Origin of the sequence: Fontimonas thermophila (genome assembly GCF_900113085.1) — a bacterium.
In the GTDB taxonomy this organism is placed as follows: domain Bacteria; phylum Pseudomonadota; class Gammaproteobacteria; order Nevskiales; family Nevskiaceae; genus Solimonas; species Solimonas thermophila.
In genome coordinates this window covers 126,347-137,993 of the sequence record NZ_FOOC01000007.1, presented here as the reverse complement: position 1 = coordinate 137,993, position 11,647 = coordinate 126,347, and the positions used below count along the sequence as shown (strand labels likewise).

Below are 11,647 nucleotides of genomic sequence, written 5' to 3'. Positions count from 1 at the left end.
CGCGCCTGGCCGGTGCGGTCACCACTTTTTTCGCAGGGCGTCCTTGATCACGTCGTTCTCGAACATCTGTTCGGCCAGCAGCTTCTTCAGCCGGGTGTTCTCCGCCTCCAGCTCCTTGAGCCGCTTGGCCTCCGGCACGCTCATGCCGCCGAACTTGCTGCGCCACAGGTAGTACGAGGCTTCGCTGAAGCCGTGCCGGCGGCACAGGTCCTTGACCGGCAGGCCGGCCTCCGCCTCACGCAGGAAGCCGATGATCTGCTCTTCGGTAAAACGCTTCTTCACGTCCAATCTCCTTGTCGTTGGGGATTGGACTCCAGATCGCCGTGCTACTCAAAGGCGGGGGGACGTCGCGCCCTCGACAGCCGCTCGCGTCAAGCGCGAGCCGGTGACTTCGATGGTATCGAGCTTGGTGGCTTCGTCTTTCTTGTCTTCTCCTTGCTCCTGCGCCAAGACGTGGCCAGACGAGAAGGTGCTGGCAATCACAGCAGCGATCGCAGTCCGCAGGAAAACATCTCCGGAATGCTTACGCCTCGACTTCATATCCATCAGTTCACTCCCATGAGAACGAGACGGTCCAACGGCAAAGACGCTCGCGTAAACGAACGGCAGTTGGCGTTATCTACAGCGTCGGCCGCAGACTAGTCCTCGCCTGTGAAGTGCGTCAAGAATCTGCAACAAAATTGGGTGAAAGCCCCTATCCGAGTTGTGCGGCGCAGCAAATCCAAATCTCGATGACATGCGACGGCGCGCCGCGTGGGCCGACGCACCGGTTGAGGGCGAGTTGAGTTCGTAGAGAGATTGCGAAGGCACGATTGTGGTGTGATCGTGCAGGCGCAGAAGAAATCAGGTGGTGCCGACAGAGGGACTCGAACCCCCGACCCACTGATTACAAATCAGTAGCTCTACCAACTGAGCTATGTCGGCGCAGCCGCGATTGTAGCCGAGGCGGGCGTGTAACTCGCATCCCTGGTTACCGGCACGGACAATATGTCCATCGGGTCACGTACCTACGGCCGCATGTCATGAGTGAAATCGAACTGCACCGCAAATTGCTCGGCGATGCGCAGCGCAATGCGGCGTTTTACGCCGCGCTGAAGGCCGTGATCCACCCCGGGGTGAGTACGGTGCTCGACATCGGTGCCGGCACCGGTTTTCTCAGCTTTCTGGCGCGGCGGCTGGGGGCAAGGTCCTGCACGCTGATTGAGTATGCGGACACGCTGGATCTGGCCGAGCAGCTCGCGCGACGCAATGGCATCGATGGGCTGACTTTCATCAAGGCGCATTCGGCCGAGGTCAGGCGGCGCTTGTCGGTGGATATCGTTGTCACGGAGACGCTCGGCAACTATGCGCTGGAAGAGGGTTTTCTGGAGACGGCGATTGACGCCCGCCGCTTCCTCAAGCCCGGCGGCACGCTGCTGCCGGCACGCCTGCGCCAGTTCGTAGCGCCAGTGCTGAGCGACCGGCTGCAGGTGGATATCGATGTATGGTCACGCATTGGCTATGCGCTCGATTTCACGCCGGCGCGCACGGTTTGCCTCAACAACATGTTTGTAAAAACGGTGCTGCCGCAGGATCTGGGCGATAGTCCGGCGGCGGCACGATGCTGGGACGATCTCGATCTGCATCCACAGCGCGCAGCGCCGCCGAGCCGCCGTCAGTGCACGCTGCGCTGGCCGGCGCAAGCGCTCGCCGCGCGTGAAGTCCGTGGTTTTGCGCTGTGGTGGGAAGCCGAGCTGGTGCCCGGCATCGCCCTGTCCACGTCCCCGTTCGCGCCGCCGACCCATTGGGAACAGATTTATCTGCCGCTGCTCGACACCGTTGCGCTTGCGCCCGGGGACACGCTGGAGCTGACATTGATGTCCGACACGCGCATCGAAGTGGGCGTGCGCGTGACGTGGAGAACGCGCTTGCTGCGCGATGGCCGCGTCATCGCAGAGCAAGCGCAGGACAGTCTGCGCGGGCGCTTGTGACGCGGGCTGCCTGGATCATGACGAGAACACCGCGCCATCATGCGGCGCAGCAGGCTGCGTCAGGCGTTCGAGGTCGCGCAAGAATACGAGCGCGTGCTCACGCGTATCGCCGCACATCTCGGGGTTCGGCGCAAGCCGGGCGCACACGGCCGGGCGGCGCGGATCGCCGTAGAGCCTGCAGCGCATCTCATCGTCGAGGTGGATGCAGGGCACACCCGCAGGTTTGCCTCCGGGCATGCCGGGGATCGGCGAGGAAATGGACGGCGCAATGCAGCAGGCGCCGCAGTGGCTACGGCAATTCATGCCGCTGCTGCCATTGCGCCGTGCCCGCCTGTCGGCGCGGCCAATCCCGATGCGCGCGGATCATTTACCCTTGTTTGGTTTCTGGGGCACTGCGTGGCCATGAATCGCATTCTGCAGGATCTGGTGAATTTGCTCGATCTCGAAACCCTCGAGGTCAATTTGTTCCGCGGCCAGTCGCGCGATCTGGGCGGCAAGAGCGTATTCGGCGGTCAGGTGATCGGCCAGGCGCTGGTCGCCGCCGGCCGCACCGTGCGCGAAGCGGTTCCGCATTCCTTGCATGCGTACTTTCTGCGTCCGGGGGATATGGCCTTGCCGATCGTCTATGAGGTGGACCGGGTGCGCGACGGTCGCTCGTTCACGACGCGGCGGGTGCAGGCGATCCAGAGCGGCCAGCCGATCCTGACGATGATCGTGTCCTTCCAGCGCCCCGAGGAGGGGCTCGAACACCAGATCGCGATGCCAACGGTCCCGCCGCCGGAGAAACTGGTCAGCTCGCGCGAGCTCAATGACCAATGGCTGCAGAACACACCGGATGTATCAGACCGTGTATTCCACGCACTGACGCGCGAGCTGGCCATCGAATTCAAACCGGTGGATCCGTACAACCCGCTCGCGCCCGAGGTCAAGCCGGCACAGCAGCAGATCTGGTTTCGCGCAGCCGGCAAGCTGCCGGCGGATCCGATGCTGCACCGCTGCGTGCTCGCCTATGCCTCTGACTTCAACCTGCTATCGACGGCGCTGCGCCCGCACGGCCGCTCGTGGTTTTCAGAAACGATGGTCGTCGCCAGCATCGATCACGCGCTGTGGTTCCACCGCGACGTGCGTGTCGATGACTGGCTGCTCTACAGCATGGACGCGCCGACGACGCAGGGCGCGCGCGGCCTGTCGCGGGGGCTGATCTTCGACCGCTCCGGCCGGCTCGTCGCCAGCGTCGCGCAGGAGAGCCTGATGCGCGAGATCGGGGCAGACATGCACACTACACATTCTTCATGACCGGAGGTTCTTGGAACATGCGCCGTTTCATCTGGGGAGTATTGGGGCTGGTCGTACTTGCCGTGGCCGGACTGGCGGTGTTCGACCGCATCGCGCCGGAGCGCAGCGCAGCGCTCGCAGCCGATTTGGAGCGCCACGCCGCACATCTGCAGCGCAAGACCGTGTCGATTCCGGGTTTCGATATCGTCTATCTGGAAGGCGGCAGCGGCGAGCCGCTCGTGCTGGTACACGGCTTTGGCGCCGACAAGGACAATTTCACACGGGTGGCTGCGCATCTGACAGCCCATTACCGCGTGATCATTCCGGATCTGCCGGGCTTTGGCGAGAGCAGCAAGCCGGCGGACGTGACTTACCGCATCGAAGATCAGGCCGAGCGACTCGACCAGATCCTGGGTGCGCTCGGTGTGAGTCAGGCGCATTTCGGCGGTAGTTCCATGGGCGGCTGGATCATCGCTGCGTACGCCGCACGATTCCCGGACAAGGCCCAGAGCCTGTGGCTGCTCGCCCCCGGCGGCGTCAGCTCCGCCAAACCCAGCCCGATGCTGCAAACCTTCGCCCAAACCGGAAAATCACCGCTGGTGATCGACAAACCGGAAGATTTCGCGCATCTGCTCGATATGGCCATGGCCGATCCGCCGTTTTTGCCGTACGGCGTCAAGAAGGTGCTGGCCGAACGCGCGGTACGCGACCACGCGCTGCACAGCGCGATCTTTCTGCAACTACACGGTCAGTCACAGCCTCTGCAGGAGATTGCGCCGCAGGTGCGCGCACCCAGCCTGATCGTCTGGGGCGCGGAAGATCAAGTGCTCGACGTCAGCGGCGCGCAGATCCTGCACGATGCGCTGCCCGGCTCCAGGCTCATCATCATGCCCGGCATCGGCCATCTGCCGATGCTGGAGGCGCCGAGGCAGACGGCACGGGACTACCTCGCGTTCCGCAAGGCGCTGTAAGCGCGCAAACCCCAGGGCGGTCAGTGGCGGATGAATTCCGTGTTCATCCGCTCCAGACCGTCGCGGTAGTAGTGGAAGCGGCTGGCGAGCTCGCGGAAAACCTCGCGCAGCCCCAGCCGGTCGGCCATGCGGTGCTGGGACGCCGTGAAGTAGTACGACTGGCCCATTTTGCAGTAGTACTCCAGCGTCACCGGACGATGTTTGTAGCGATGACGCTCGTCGATCCAGTCGCGACACAGTCCGGCCAGAAACAGCGCGTAGTTGCCGATGTGGGAATACACGACGAAGCCGCGTTCCGCATCCGCGCGCGCGGCTTCCTGCACCAGATCGACGAGATAGAAGAACCGGCGCTCCTCGTCCGGCTGCACGCGGTAGAGCCGTTCGGTGCGGGTGAACAGGGCGAGCAGGTTGGCAAGGTAATGGATGGTCTGCCGCTCCAGCGCCTGCCGCCGGCCGGGCAGCGCACGGCGCAGCAGCACGTCGAAAAACAGGCGCGGCGAGACTTCCAGCCAGAGCGTCGTCTGGTCACGCAGGGCGGCGAACACGTAGTCGCTCTCGAGCAGGGACTCGAGCGTGGTCGGGCGCTCGTGCACCGCCTGCACGGCCTGGTCGGGATCGATGCCTGCCACGGGGAAGTGTTCGAACAGAAACTTGAGATCCCGGGCATCGAACGGCGGATAGCCGAGCTGGGCAAAATCCGGTGCCTGCATGATCGACCTCCTGCGACAAGAACCTCACGGTCTGATTGTGCAAAACATGGACCAGCACCGATGCGCCGTGGTTTCCCGGCCGACGGGCGGCGGCATCCTCAAAGCTCACGGCATGCGCGGGTGCGGAATTCGCTCGGCGCGATACCTTCCCAGCGCCGGAACGCCCGCGTGAAGCTGCTCATGTCGCCAAACCCGAGCAGGTAGGCAATCTCGCCAATGCTCAGGCGCGGCTCGCGCAGATAGCTGCGCGCCAGGCTGTGACGGGTATCGCGCAGCAGTGCACTGAAGCTGGTCTGTGCACCGGCAAGACGGCGCTGCAGGCTGCGCTCGGACAAATGCAGCCGCGCGGCGACCGCCGCCGCACTGGGTTCGCCGTGCGGCAGTAGATCGGTCAGCACCGTGCGCACACGGGTGACGATATCGTCGCGCTGCAGCCGCGCCAGATAGCGCTGCACGATCTCGTCGTTATGACGCGCCAGCTCGGGATTGGCGCCTTCGAGCGGCGTATCGAGCACGGCGCGGTCGAAATACAAGGCGTTTTCCGGAGCGCAGAATTGCAGCGGGGCGCGAAACACTTTCTCGAAGGCATGACGGTTGCGTGGTTCGGCGCGCTGCAGACGCACGAGCTGGGGAGAGAACTCGCGGCGGCCGAGCAGACCGCGGCACAGCCGCACGATCAGCGCGGCGAAGGCATCCACCGCCTGCGGCGCAATCACGCCACCGTCGGGCACGCGCATCGCAAACCGATAGCCCGACGCCGCCTCGCCGAACTCGAGCTCGGCCACGTCGGTGACGACGGCGAAGTAACGCAGCATGCGGTCGAAGACCTCGTGCAGCGTCGCGCTGGCATTCAGCGCATAGCCGAGCGCATGGAATGTGGTGGGACCGACATGGCGGGCGACGGTCAGCCCGAAGGCATCGTCGCCGCTCGCATCCACGGCGAGCTGCCACAGCCGCGTGGTCCCGGCGACCGGATAGCGCGCATTGGGGTCATCGAGCGCGGCGATGTCCAGCCCGGCCTGCGCGAACAGGCGCAGACTGTCGTATCCGCCGGCATCGAGTGCCTTGCGGATGGCCTTGGCCCAGCTGGTCAGCGCGGTCGCATTCTTTGGCATCGTCGGTCAAACGCTTGGCGTGCTCGGCCAGGCACTGGCGCAACCGCTCCCCTAGAGTGACCCGGCCGAATTCTTGTCCAAGAGGAGCATGCTGTGTCCAACGCCGCAGGCGCAAGCGCATCGCTGAGCGACGAACAGAAAACCGCCCACATCAAGGCCGTGATCATGCAGGCCGGCGAGGAACTGCGCCGCCGCCATCCGTGGCTGCGCCATCAGGATGCGATCGGCATGTCGATCCTGCTCCTGTCGCTGGCCGGAATGGCGGGCACTGCGTGGGCCTACATCGCCGGACTGATCCCGGCCTGGCTGTGCATCCCGGTGGTGGCCATCTTTGCCTCGTTCACGCACGAGCTCGAACACGACCTGATTCACTGGATGTACTTCCGCAAGCGGCCGTTCTGGCATCACTTGATGCTGGCGCTGGCCTGGCTGGCACGGCCGAGCACGATCAATCCGTGGATCCGCCGCAAGCTGCATTTCGACCATCACAAGTACTCCGGCACCGCCAAAGACATCGAGGAACAGGGCATTACCAACGGCCGGCCGTGGGGCATCGCCCGCCTGCTGATGACCGCCGACGCCACGCTCGCGATCCTGCTGCGCCTGCCGCAGGCGTCGCCGCGCAAGCGCCTGTTCCTCGTCGTCGGCGGGCTGATCGCCTACTTCCCGCTCGGGTGGATCCACTGGGGGCTGTGGTACAGCTTCCTCGGCTTTCACGCCGCCAACGCCGTCGCCGCCGCCTTCGGCACCGAGATCGCCTGGTCGGCAAGCACGCTCGCCGCACAGCCGTGGATCAATACGCTGATGGTGGTGTGGATCGGCCCGAACCTGCTGCGCAGCTTCTGCCTGCACTTCGTCAGTTCGAACATGCACTACTTCGGCGACGTCGAGGACGGCAACGTGATCCAGCAGACCCAGGTTCTCAACCCCTGGTGGCTGCTGCCCGCCCAACTGTTCTGCTTCAACTTCGGCTCCACGCATGCCATCCATCACTTCGTCGTCAAGGAGCCGTTTTACATCCGCCAGTGGACGGCGCCGCAGGCGCACGCGGTGATGCGGGAGATGGGCGTGCGCTTCAATGATTTCGGCACCTTCCGCCGCGCCAACCGCTGGTCCACCGCGCCGGCACGCTCATGAGCGCGGCCGAGCCATCCGATCTGCGCGGGGCGGTGGATCTCGCGGGGGACGGCTTCGACCGGATCACGGCCCACATCCACGAATTCCACCGGGCGATCGCCGACCTGCCCTGGCGCGCCGTCGCCGCGCTGCCGGCCAGCGGTCTTGCGCGCAGGCTGCACGATGGCATCACCGACGGCGTCTATGCCGCCGTGCGCATCACTGGCGCCGCCGCGTTCGGCGCAGCCCGCGCCGTGCTGCGGCGCATCGAGATGCCGGCGGCTGCGCCGCCGGTTGCGCGCGACGTCATCGCCGGCGCACTGGCCGGTTTCGTCGGCGACCACGCCTTGCGCCGGCGCAACCCGCTGATGCCGCGGCTGGGCTTTTACCGCGATGGGCAGCGCCTTGCGCTCGACCGCGCGTCTCTTGCGCGCGCCTTCCCGCAGGCGAGCAGCCGACTTGTCGTCTTCGTGCATGGACTGGCCTGCACCGAACACGGCTGGCGGCTCTACGCCGACCCCGCACAGCCGCAGACACGGCCTTATGGCGACCGTCTGGCTGACGATCTCGGGTACACCCCGTTGTACGTGCGCTACAACACCGGCCTGCACATTTCCTCGAATGGGCGCCGCCTCGCTGCTGCCCTGGCGCAACTGGTGGACGCCTGGCCGGTGCGGGTGGAAACCCTCGCGCTGGTCGGCCATAGCATGGGCGGTCTGGTGATCCGCGCGGCCGCCGCGCATGCGCATGCGAAAGGTCACGTCTGGACGACCCGGCTGCGCTACCTCGTCTGCCTCGGCTCGCCACACCGCGGCGCGCCCCTGGAGCGGACGGTCGATGGGTTGACCCAGGTGCTGATGCCGTTTGCCCTCTCGCGCCCGTGGGCACGCCTGCTGCAGGCACGCGCGGTCGGCATCCGCGACCTCAAGTACGGCGCGACCTCCGACGCCGACTGGCGCGACGGTCCAACCCGCCGCTGGCGCCCCGCGCGACCGGTCGCCCGCGTGCCGCAGGTGCGCTACTGCTTCATCGGCAGCAGCCTGGGAGCCTCCACGGACACCTGGTTCGCGCAAACCCTCGGCGACGGACTCGTGCCCACGCCCAGCAGCCTCGCCGCCGAACTGGCCGACGCCGAAACCGTGTCGCTGTGCGGACTGCACCACATGCAACTGCTCAACCACCCCGCCGTTTACGCGCATTTGCGCCGCATCCTCGGCGGCTGAACAACCGCCCCGCGCCGATCCCGACCGCCGCCAGCACGCCGCATCCCGGGCCATGATTAGACACTTGTCTATCAACTGACAATGTGTCAGATTGACATCATGAGCGACCTGAAACAGCGCCGGGCCGAGGAGAAAGAACAGCGCCGCGAAACCCTCATCGACGCCGCCGAACGCGTATTCGCGAACGCCGGCTTCGACGCCGCGACGATGGAGGAAGTCGCCCGGGTCGCGCGCGTATCCCGCGCGCTCGTCTATCTGTACTTCAAGAACAAGGACGAGCTGCACTGCGCAGTCTGCGAACGCGCCCTGCGTCTGCTGCACGAGCGTTTCCTCAGCGCCGCCGCGAGTGCAGGACGCGGCTATGACAAGGTCGTCGCCCTGGGCCGCGCCTATATGGCGTTTGCCGAGGAATTCCCGTGCTACTTCATGGCGCTGTCACGTTTCGAAGCGCGTGCGCCGGAAACCGTTGTCGAAGGCTCGCTCGAACATCACCTGATCGATTGCGGCCGCGCCGTCCACCAGGTCACGGTGGACTGCCTGTTGCACGGCGTACGCGATGGCTCGATCCGCGCCGATCTTGAGGATCCCTTGCTCGCGGCGCTGAGCTTGTGGGCGTTCACGCACGGGCTGATCCAGCTCATGCACAGCAAAAAACATTTCTTTTCGCAAGTCGGCATCAGTACCGCGCGGTTTGCCGAATACGCGATCGATTTCGCCATGCGCGGCCTGCACCCACGCGCCGCGAAAAGCGCCTGATCCGGAGAAATACCGCCATGCTCCGCTGCGTGTGCTGTCTGCTGATCGTGTGCGCCGTCGCGACTCCCGCACAGGCCGATCCGGTGCTGGCGCGCTACCTCGACGAGGCACTGCGCGACAACCCGGCGCTGCAGGCGCAAACCGCCAACGCCCGTGCCAGCGCCGAGGCGGCCAATGCCGCGCGTGCGCAACGCTTGCCGACCCTTGCTTTCAACGCGCGATACACCCGCGCCGAGGGCGGCCGCACCATCGATTTTCCCGCCGGCGACTTGCTCAACGGCGTATATGCGACGCTCAACCGCTTTCTGCAGGAGCGCGGCGAGCCCCCGGTGTTCCCGCAACTGGAAAACCAGTCGATCGCCCTGCTGCGCGAGCGCGAGCAGGAAACCAAGCTGTCCCTGACCGCGCCCTTGTTCGCGCCGCGGCTGTGGGCGCATGCCGACGCGCAGGCGGCATTGTTCGACGCGCGGCTGGCCGAGCGTGAAGCCTACGTGCGCGTGCTCGTGCGCGAGGTCAAGCGCGCCTATTACGGCGCCATCCAGGCCAGCGCCGCCACCCGCATCCTCGATGCCAGCGCCGCGCTGCTCACCGAGGATTTGCGCGTCGCGCAGGCGCTGGTGGACACCGGCAAGGCCACGCGCGACCGCGTGCTGCGCGCCGAGGCCGAGCGCCTGCAGATCCTGCAGCGCCGCGACGAAGCCGCAGTACTGGCGGCGCAGGCACGCCGCCGCCTCAACGTCTTGCGCGACCGCCCGGCGGATGCGCCGCTCGAGCTGCCCGATCCGGAAACACTGGAACGTCCCTCGGCCTTGCCGGCCGCCGGCACCGAACGGCCCGAGCTGCGCCAGCTCGACCGCTCCATCGCCGCGGCCGATGCCGGCCGGCGCGCCGCCGATGCGAGCCTGCTGCCGACCCTGGTACTGGCCGCAGACTACGGGTATCAGGGCACCGACTACCACTTCGGTCGCGACGACGATTTCGGCACCGTTTCGCTGGTGCTGAACTGGACGATCTGGGATTTCCAGGCGCGCGCGGCGCAACGCCGGCAGGCACTGGCGCAGGCCGAGGCCCTGCGTGCCCAGCGGCGCGAACTCGCCGACCAGCTCGACTTCGCGCACCGCGCCGCGGCCGAGAACCTCGAACTCGCCCTGCGCGCGATCGACGTCGCACAGGCGCGGCTTGCCGCCGCCGAGGAAGTGTTCCGCATCGCCGAACGCAAGCGCGCGGCAGCGAGCCTCTCGCACATCGAATTCCTCGATGCCGAGCGCACCCTTACCGAGGCGCGCCTGAATCTGGCCATCGCGCGCTGTACCGCGCTCGACCGCGCCGCGGAACTCGAACTCGCGCGCGCGGCATTCCCGCTGCCAGCCGCACTGATTGCCTCTGTTCCGGAGTAAGCCATGCCCCATGCCACCGGGTGCTCCCTGTCCCCCATGACCCGTAGCCGCCGATCGGCCAGGGCGATCCGCACGGCAGCGGTGTTCTGGCTTGCGGCTGCACTCACGGCCTGCTCTGCCGAAGCGCCGCCGACCGCCGAGCCGCCGCCGCGCCCGGTCCGCGTCGCCGCCGTCGAAAAAGGGCCGGCGCAACCGCCCATCGTCGCCAGCGGCCTGCTCGCGCCTGCCGACGAGGCACGGCTCGCCTTCAAGATCGGCGGCATCATCCGCGAGATCCACGTGCAGGCCGGGCAGGCCATCCGCGCCGGGCAGGTGCTGGCGACGCTGGACACCGCCGAGATCGACGCCGCCGTCACGCAAGCGCGCGAAGCCCACGACAAGGCCCAGCGCGACTACGAACGCGGACGTCGGCTGTTCGCCGAAGACGTGATCACCCAGGCCCAGCTCGACGATCTGGCCACGGCCGCCGCCGTCGCCCGGGCACAGCTCGAGGCTGCGCAATTCAACCGCCGCCATGCCCAGATCGTCGCGCCCGCGGATGGCCGCGTGCTGCGCCGCCTTGCCGAGCCGCGCGAGCTCGTCGGCGCCGGACAGCCGGTGCTGCAAGTCGGCTACGGACACAAAGGCTGGGTGCTCAAACTCGGCCTGCCCGACCGCGATTTCGTGCGCGTGCGCCTCGGCGACACCGCGCGCGTGCGCTTCGACGCCTGGCCGGAGCGCGAATTCTCCGGCACTGTCGGCCTGCGCGGCGGCGCCGCCGACCCGCGCACCGGCACCTTCCCGGTCGAGATCGCGCTGGACTCTGCCGACGCTACGCTCACTGCCGGACTCATCGGCCGCGCCACGATCGGCGTTGGCGGCGGCCCGGACGTGCTCGATTACGTTCCACTGTCCGCGCTGGTCGAGGGTCGCTCCGAGAGCATGCTGTTATTCCTCTACGATGGCGCGACGCAGAAAGTGAGTGAACGGCGTGTGCCGGTCGCCTTCATCGCTGGCGAGCGGGCAGCACTGGCTACGCCGCTGCCCGCCGGCAGTCTCGTGGTCACCGACGGCGCAGCCTACCTGCATGACGGCGACGCCGTGCGCGTCGTGCAGTAACCGACGGTTTCGCACC

The 11,647-nt window shown here is 66.7% G+C and carries 12 protein-coding genes, 1 tRNA gene and 1 pseudogene; 8 read left to right on the top strand and 6 right to left on the bottom strand.

Annotated features, from left to right (window positions below; all coding sequences use genetic code 11):
* The 3 genes and pseudogenes from BMZ48_RS08630 to BMZ48_RS08620 form a co-directional block, all read right to left on the bottom strand.
* Positions 1 to 282 (bottom strand): annotated as a pseudogene (locus BMZ48_RS08630) (transposase); the annotation flags it as partial.
* Positions 283 to 330: 48 nt separating this feature from the next.
* On the bottom strand, positions 331 to 546 hold the full coding sequence (locus BMZ48_RS13035; protein ID WP_159431138.1) for a hypothetical protein: 216 nt from the start codon (positions 544 to 546) through the stop codon (positions 331 to 333).
* Between the two features lie 302 nt (positions 547 to 848).
* Positions 849 to 924, bottom strand: a tRNA-Thr gene (locus BMZ48_RS08620).
* Positions 925 to 1,022: 98 nt separating this feature from the next.
* On the opposite strand from BMZ48_RS08620, the gene BMZ48_RS08615 reads away from it, so the two are divergent.
* Positions 1,023 to 1,970, top strand: coding sequence for a methyltransferase domain-containing protein (locus BMZ48_RS08615; protein WP_091533906.1), 948 nt, complete (start codon positions 1,023 to 1,025; stop codon positions 1,968 to 1,970).
* Positions 1,971 to 1,985: 15 nt separating this feature from the next.
* Here BMZ48_RS08615 and BMZ48_RS08610 read toward each other — a convergent pair whose 3' ends face one another.
* Entirely contained in the window at positions 1,986 to 2,273 is a 288-nt protein-coding gene (locus BMZ48_RS08610) for a YkgJ family cysteine cluster protein (protein WP_091533905.1), read from the bottom strand.
* 99 nt (positions 2,274 to 2,372) lie between these two features.
* Between BMZ48_RS08610 and tesB the strand changes: the two genes are divergently transcribed.
* Positions 2,373 to 3,266, top strand: a complete 894-nt coding sequence (gene tesB / locus BMZ48_RS08605) for an acyl-CoA thioesterase II (protein ID WP_091533903.1) — start codon at positions 2,373 to 2,375, stop codon at positions 3,264 to 3,266.
* Complete coding sequence (locus BMZ48_RS08600) at positions 3,263 to 4,216, top strand: alpha/beta fold hydrolase (protein ID WP_200769575.1); 954 nt, start codon at positions 3,263 to 3,265, stop codon at positions 4,214 to 4,216. Before tesB ends, BMZ48_RS08600 begins: the two co-directional genes overlap by 4 nt.
* 20 nt (positions 4,217 to 4,236) lie before the next feature.
* On the opposite strand, the gene BMZ48_RS08595 is transcribed toward BMZ48_RS08600, so the two are convergent.
* Both BMZ48_RS08595 and BMZ48_RS08590 read right to left on the bottom strand, forming a co-directional pair.
* Complete coding sequence (locus tag BMZ48_RS08595) at positions 4,237 to 4,926, bottom strand: hypothetical protein (protein WP_091533900.1); 690 nt, start codon at positions 4,924 to 4,926, stop codon at positions 4,237 to 4,239.
* 98 nt (positions 4,927 to 5,024) lie between these two features.
* Entirely contained in the window at positions 5,025 to 6,041 is a 1,017-nt protein-coding gene (locus tag BMZ48_RS08590) for an AraC family transcriptional regulator (RefSeq protein WP_091533899.1), read from the bottom strand.
* Between the two features lie 165 nt (positions 6,042 to 6,206).
* Between BMZ48_RS08590 and BMZ48_RS08585 the strand changes: the two genes are divergently transcribed.
* The 5 genes from BMZ48_RS08585 (at position 6,207) to BMZ48_RS08565 (ending at position 11,631) form a co-directional block, all read left to right on the top strand.
* A complete protein-coding gene (locus BMZ48_RS08585) occupies positions 6,207 to 7,178 on the top strand; it encodes a fatty acid desaturase (RefSeq protein ID WP_091533934.1) in 972 nt (323 codons plus the stop codon).
* Positions 7,175 to 8,380, top strand: a complete 1,206-nt coding sequence (locus BMZ48_RS08580) for an esterase/lipase family protein (RefSeq protein WP_091533897.1) — start codon at positions 7,175 to 7,177, stop codon at positions 8,378 to 8,380. The genes BMZ48_RS08585 and BMZ48_RS08580 overlap by 4 nt, the downstream gene beginning before the upstream one ends.
* Positions 8,381 to 8,479: 99 nt before the next feature.
* Entirely contained in the window at positions 8,480 to 9,136 is a 657-nt protein-coding gene (locus tag BMZ48_RS08575; RefSeq protein ID WP_234981577.1) for a TetR/AcrR family transcriptional regulator, read from the top strand.
* A gap of 17 nt (positions 9,137 to 9,153) precedes the next feature.
* Complete coding sequence (locus BMZ48_RS08570; protein WP_091533891.1) at positions 9,154 to 10,533, top strand: TolC family protein; 1,380 nt, start codon at positions 9,154 to 9,156, stop codon at positions 10,531 to 10,533.
* Positions 10,534 to 10,569: 36 nt separating this feature from the next.
* Positions 10,570 to 11,631: an efflux RND transporter periplasmic adaptor subunit gene (locus BMZ48_RS08565; RefSeq protein WP_159431137.1), complete on the top strand. Its 1,062-nt coding sequence runs from the start codon at positions 10,570 to 10,572 to the stop codon at positions 11,629 to 11,631.
* The last annotated feature ends 16 nt before the right edge of the window (positions 11,632 to 11,647 follow it).

Coding starts and splice junctions, on each gene's coding strand:
- BMZ48_RS08585 (WP_091533934.1), top strand. CDS start 6,207: ATGCAGGCCGGCGAGGAACTGCGCCGCCGCCATCCGTGGCTGCGCCAT.
- BMZ48_RS08600 (WP_200769575.1), top strand. CDS start 3,263: ATGACCGGAGGTTCTTGGAACATGCGCCGTTTCATCTGGGGAGTATTG.
- BMZ48_RS08580 (WP_091533897.1), top strand. CDS start 7,175: ATGAGCGCGGCCGAGCCATCCGATCTGCGCGGGGCGGTGGATCTCGCG.
- BMZ48_RS08610 (WP_091533905.1), bottom strand. CDS start 2,273: ATGAATTGCCGTAGCCACTGCGGCGCCTGCTGCATTGCGCCGTCCATT.
- BMZ48_RS08615 (WP_091533906.1), top strand. CDS start 1,023: ATGAGTGAAATCGAACTGCACCGCAAATTGCTCGGCGATGCGCAGCGC.
- tesB (WP_091533903.1), top strand. CDS start 2,373: ATGAATCGCATTCTGCAGGATCTGGTGAATTTGCTCGATCTCGAAACC.
- BMZ48_RS08595 (WP_091533900.1), bottom strand. CDS start 4,926: ATGCAGGCACCGGATTTTGCCCAGCTCGGCTATCCGCCGTTCGATGCC.
- BMZ48_RS08590 (WP_091533899.1), bottom strand. CDS start 6,041: ATGCCAAAGAATGCGACCGCGCTGACCAGCTGGGCCAAGGCCATCCGC.
- BMZ48_RS08570 (WP_091533891.1), top strand. CDS start 9,154: ATGCTCCGCTGCGTGTGCTGTCTGCTGATCGTGTGCGCCGTCGCGACT.
- BMZ48_RS13035 (WP_159431138.1), bottom strand. CDS start 546: ATGGATATGAAGTCGAGGCGTAAGCATTCCGGAGATGTTTTCCTGCGG.
- BMZ48_RS08565 (WP_159431137.1), top strand. CDS start 10,570: ATGACCCGTAGCCGCCGATCGGCCAGGGCGATCCGCACGGCAGCGGTG.
- BMZ48_RS08575 (WP_234981577.1), top strand. CDS start 8,480: ATGAGCGACCTGAAACAGCGCCGGGCCGAGGAGAAAGAACAGCGCCGC.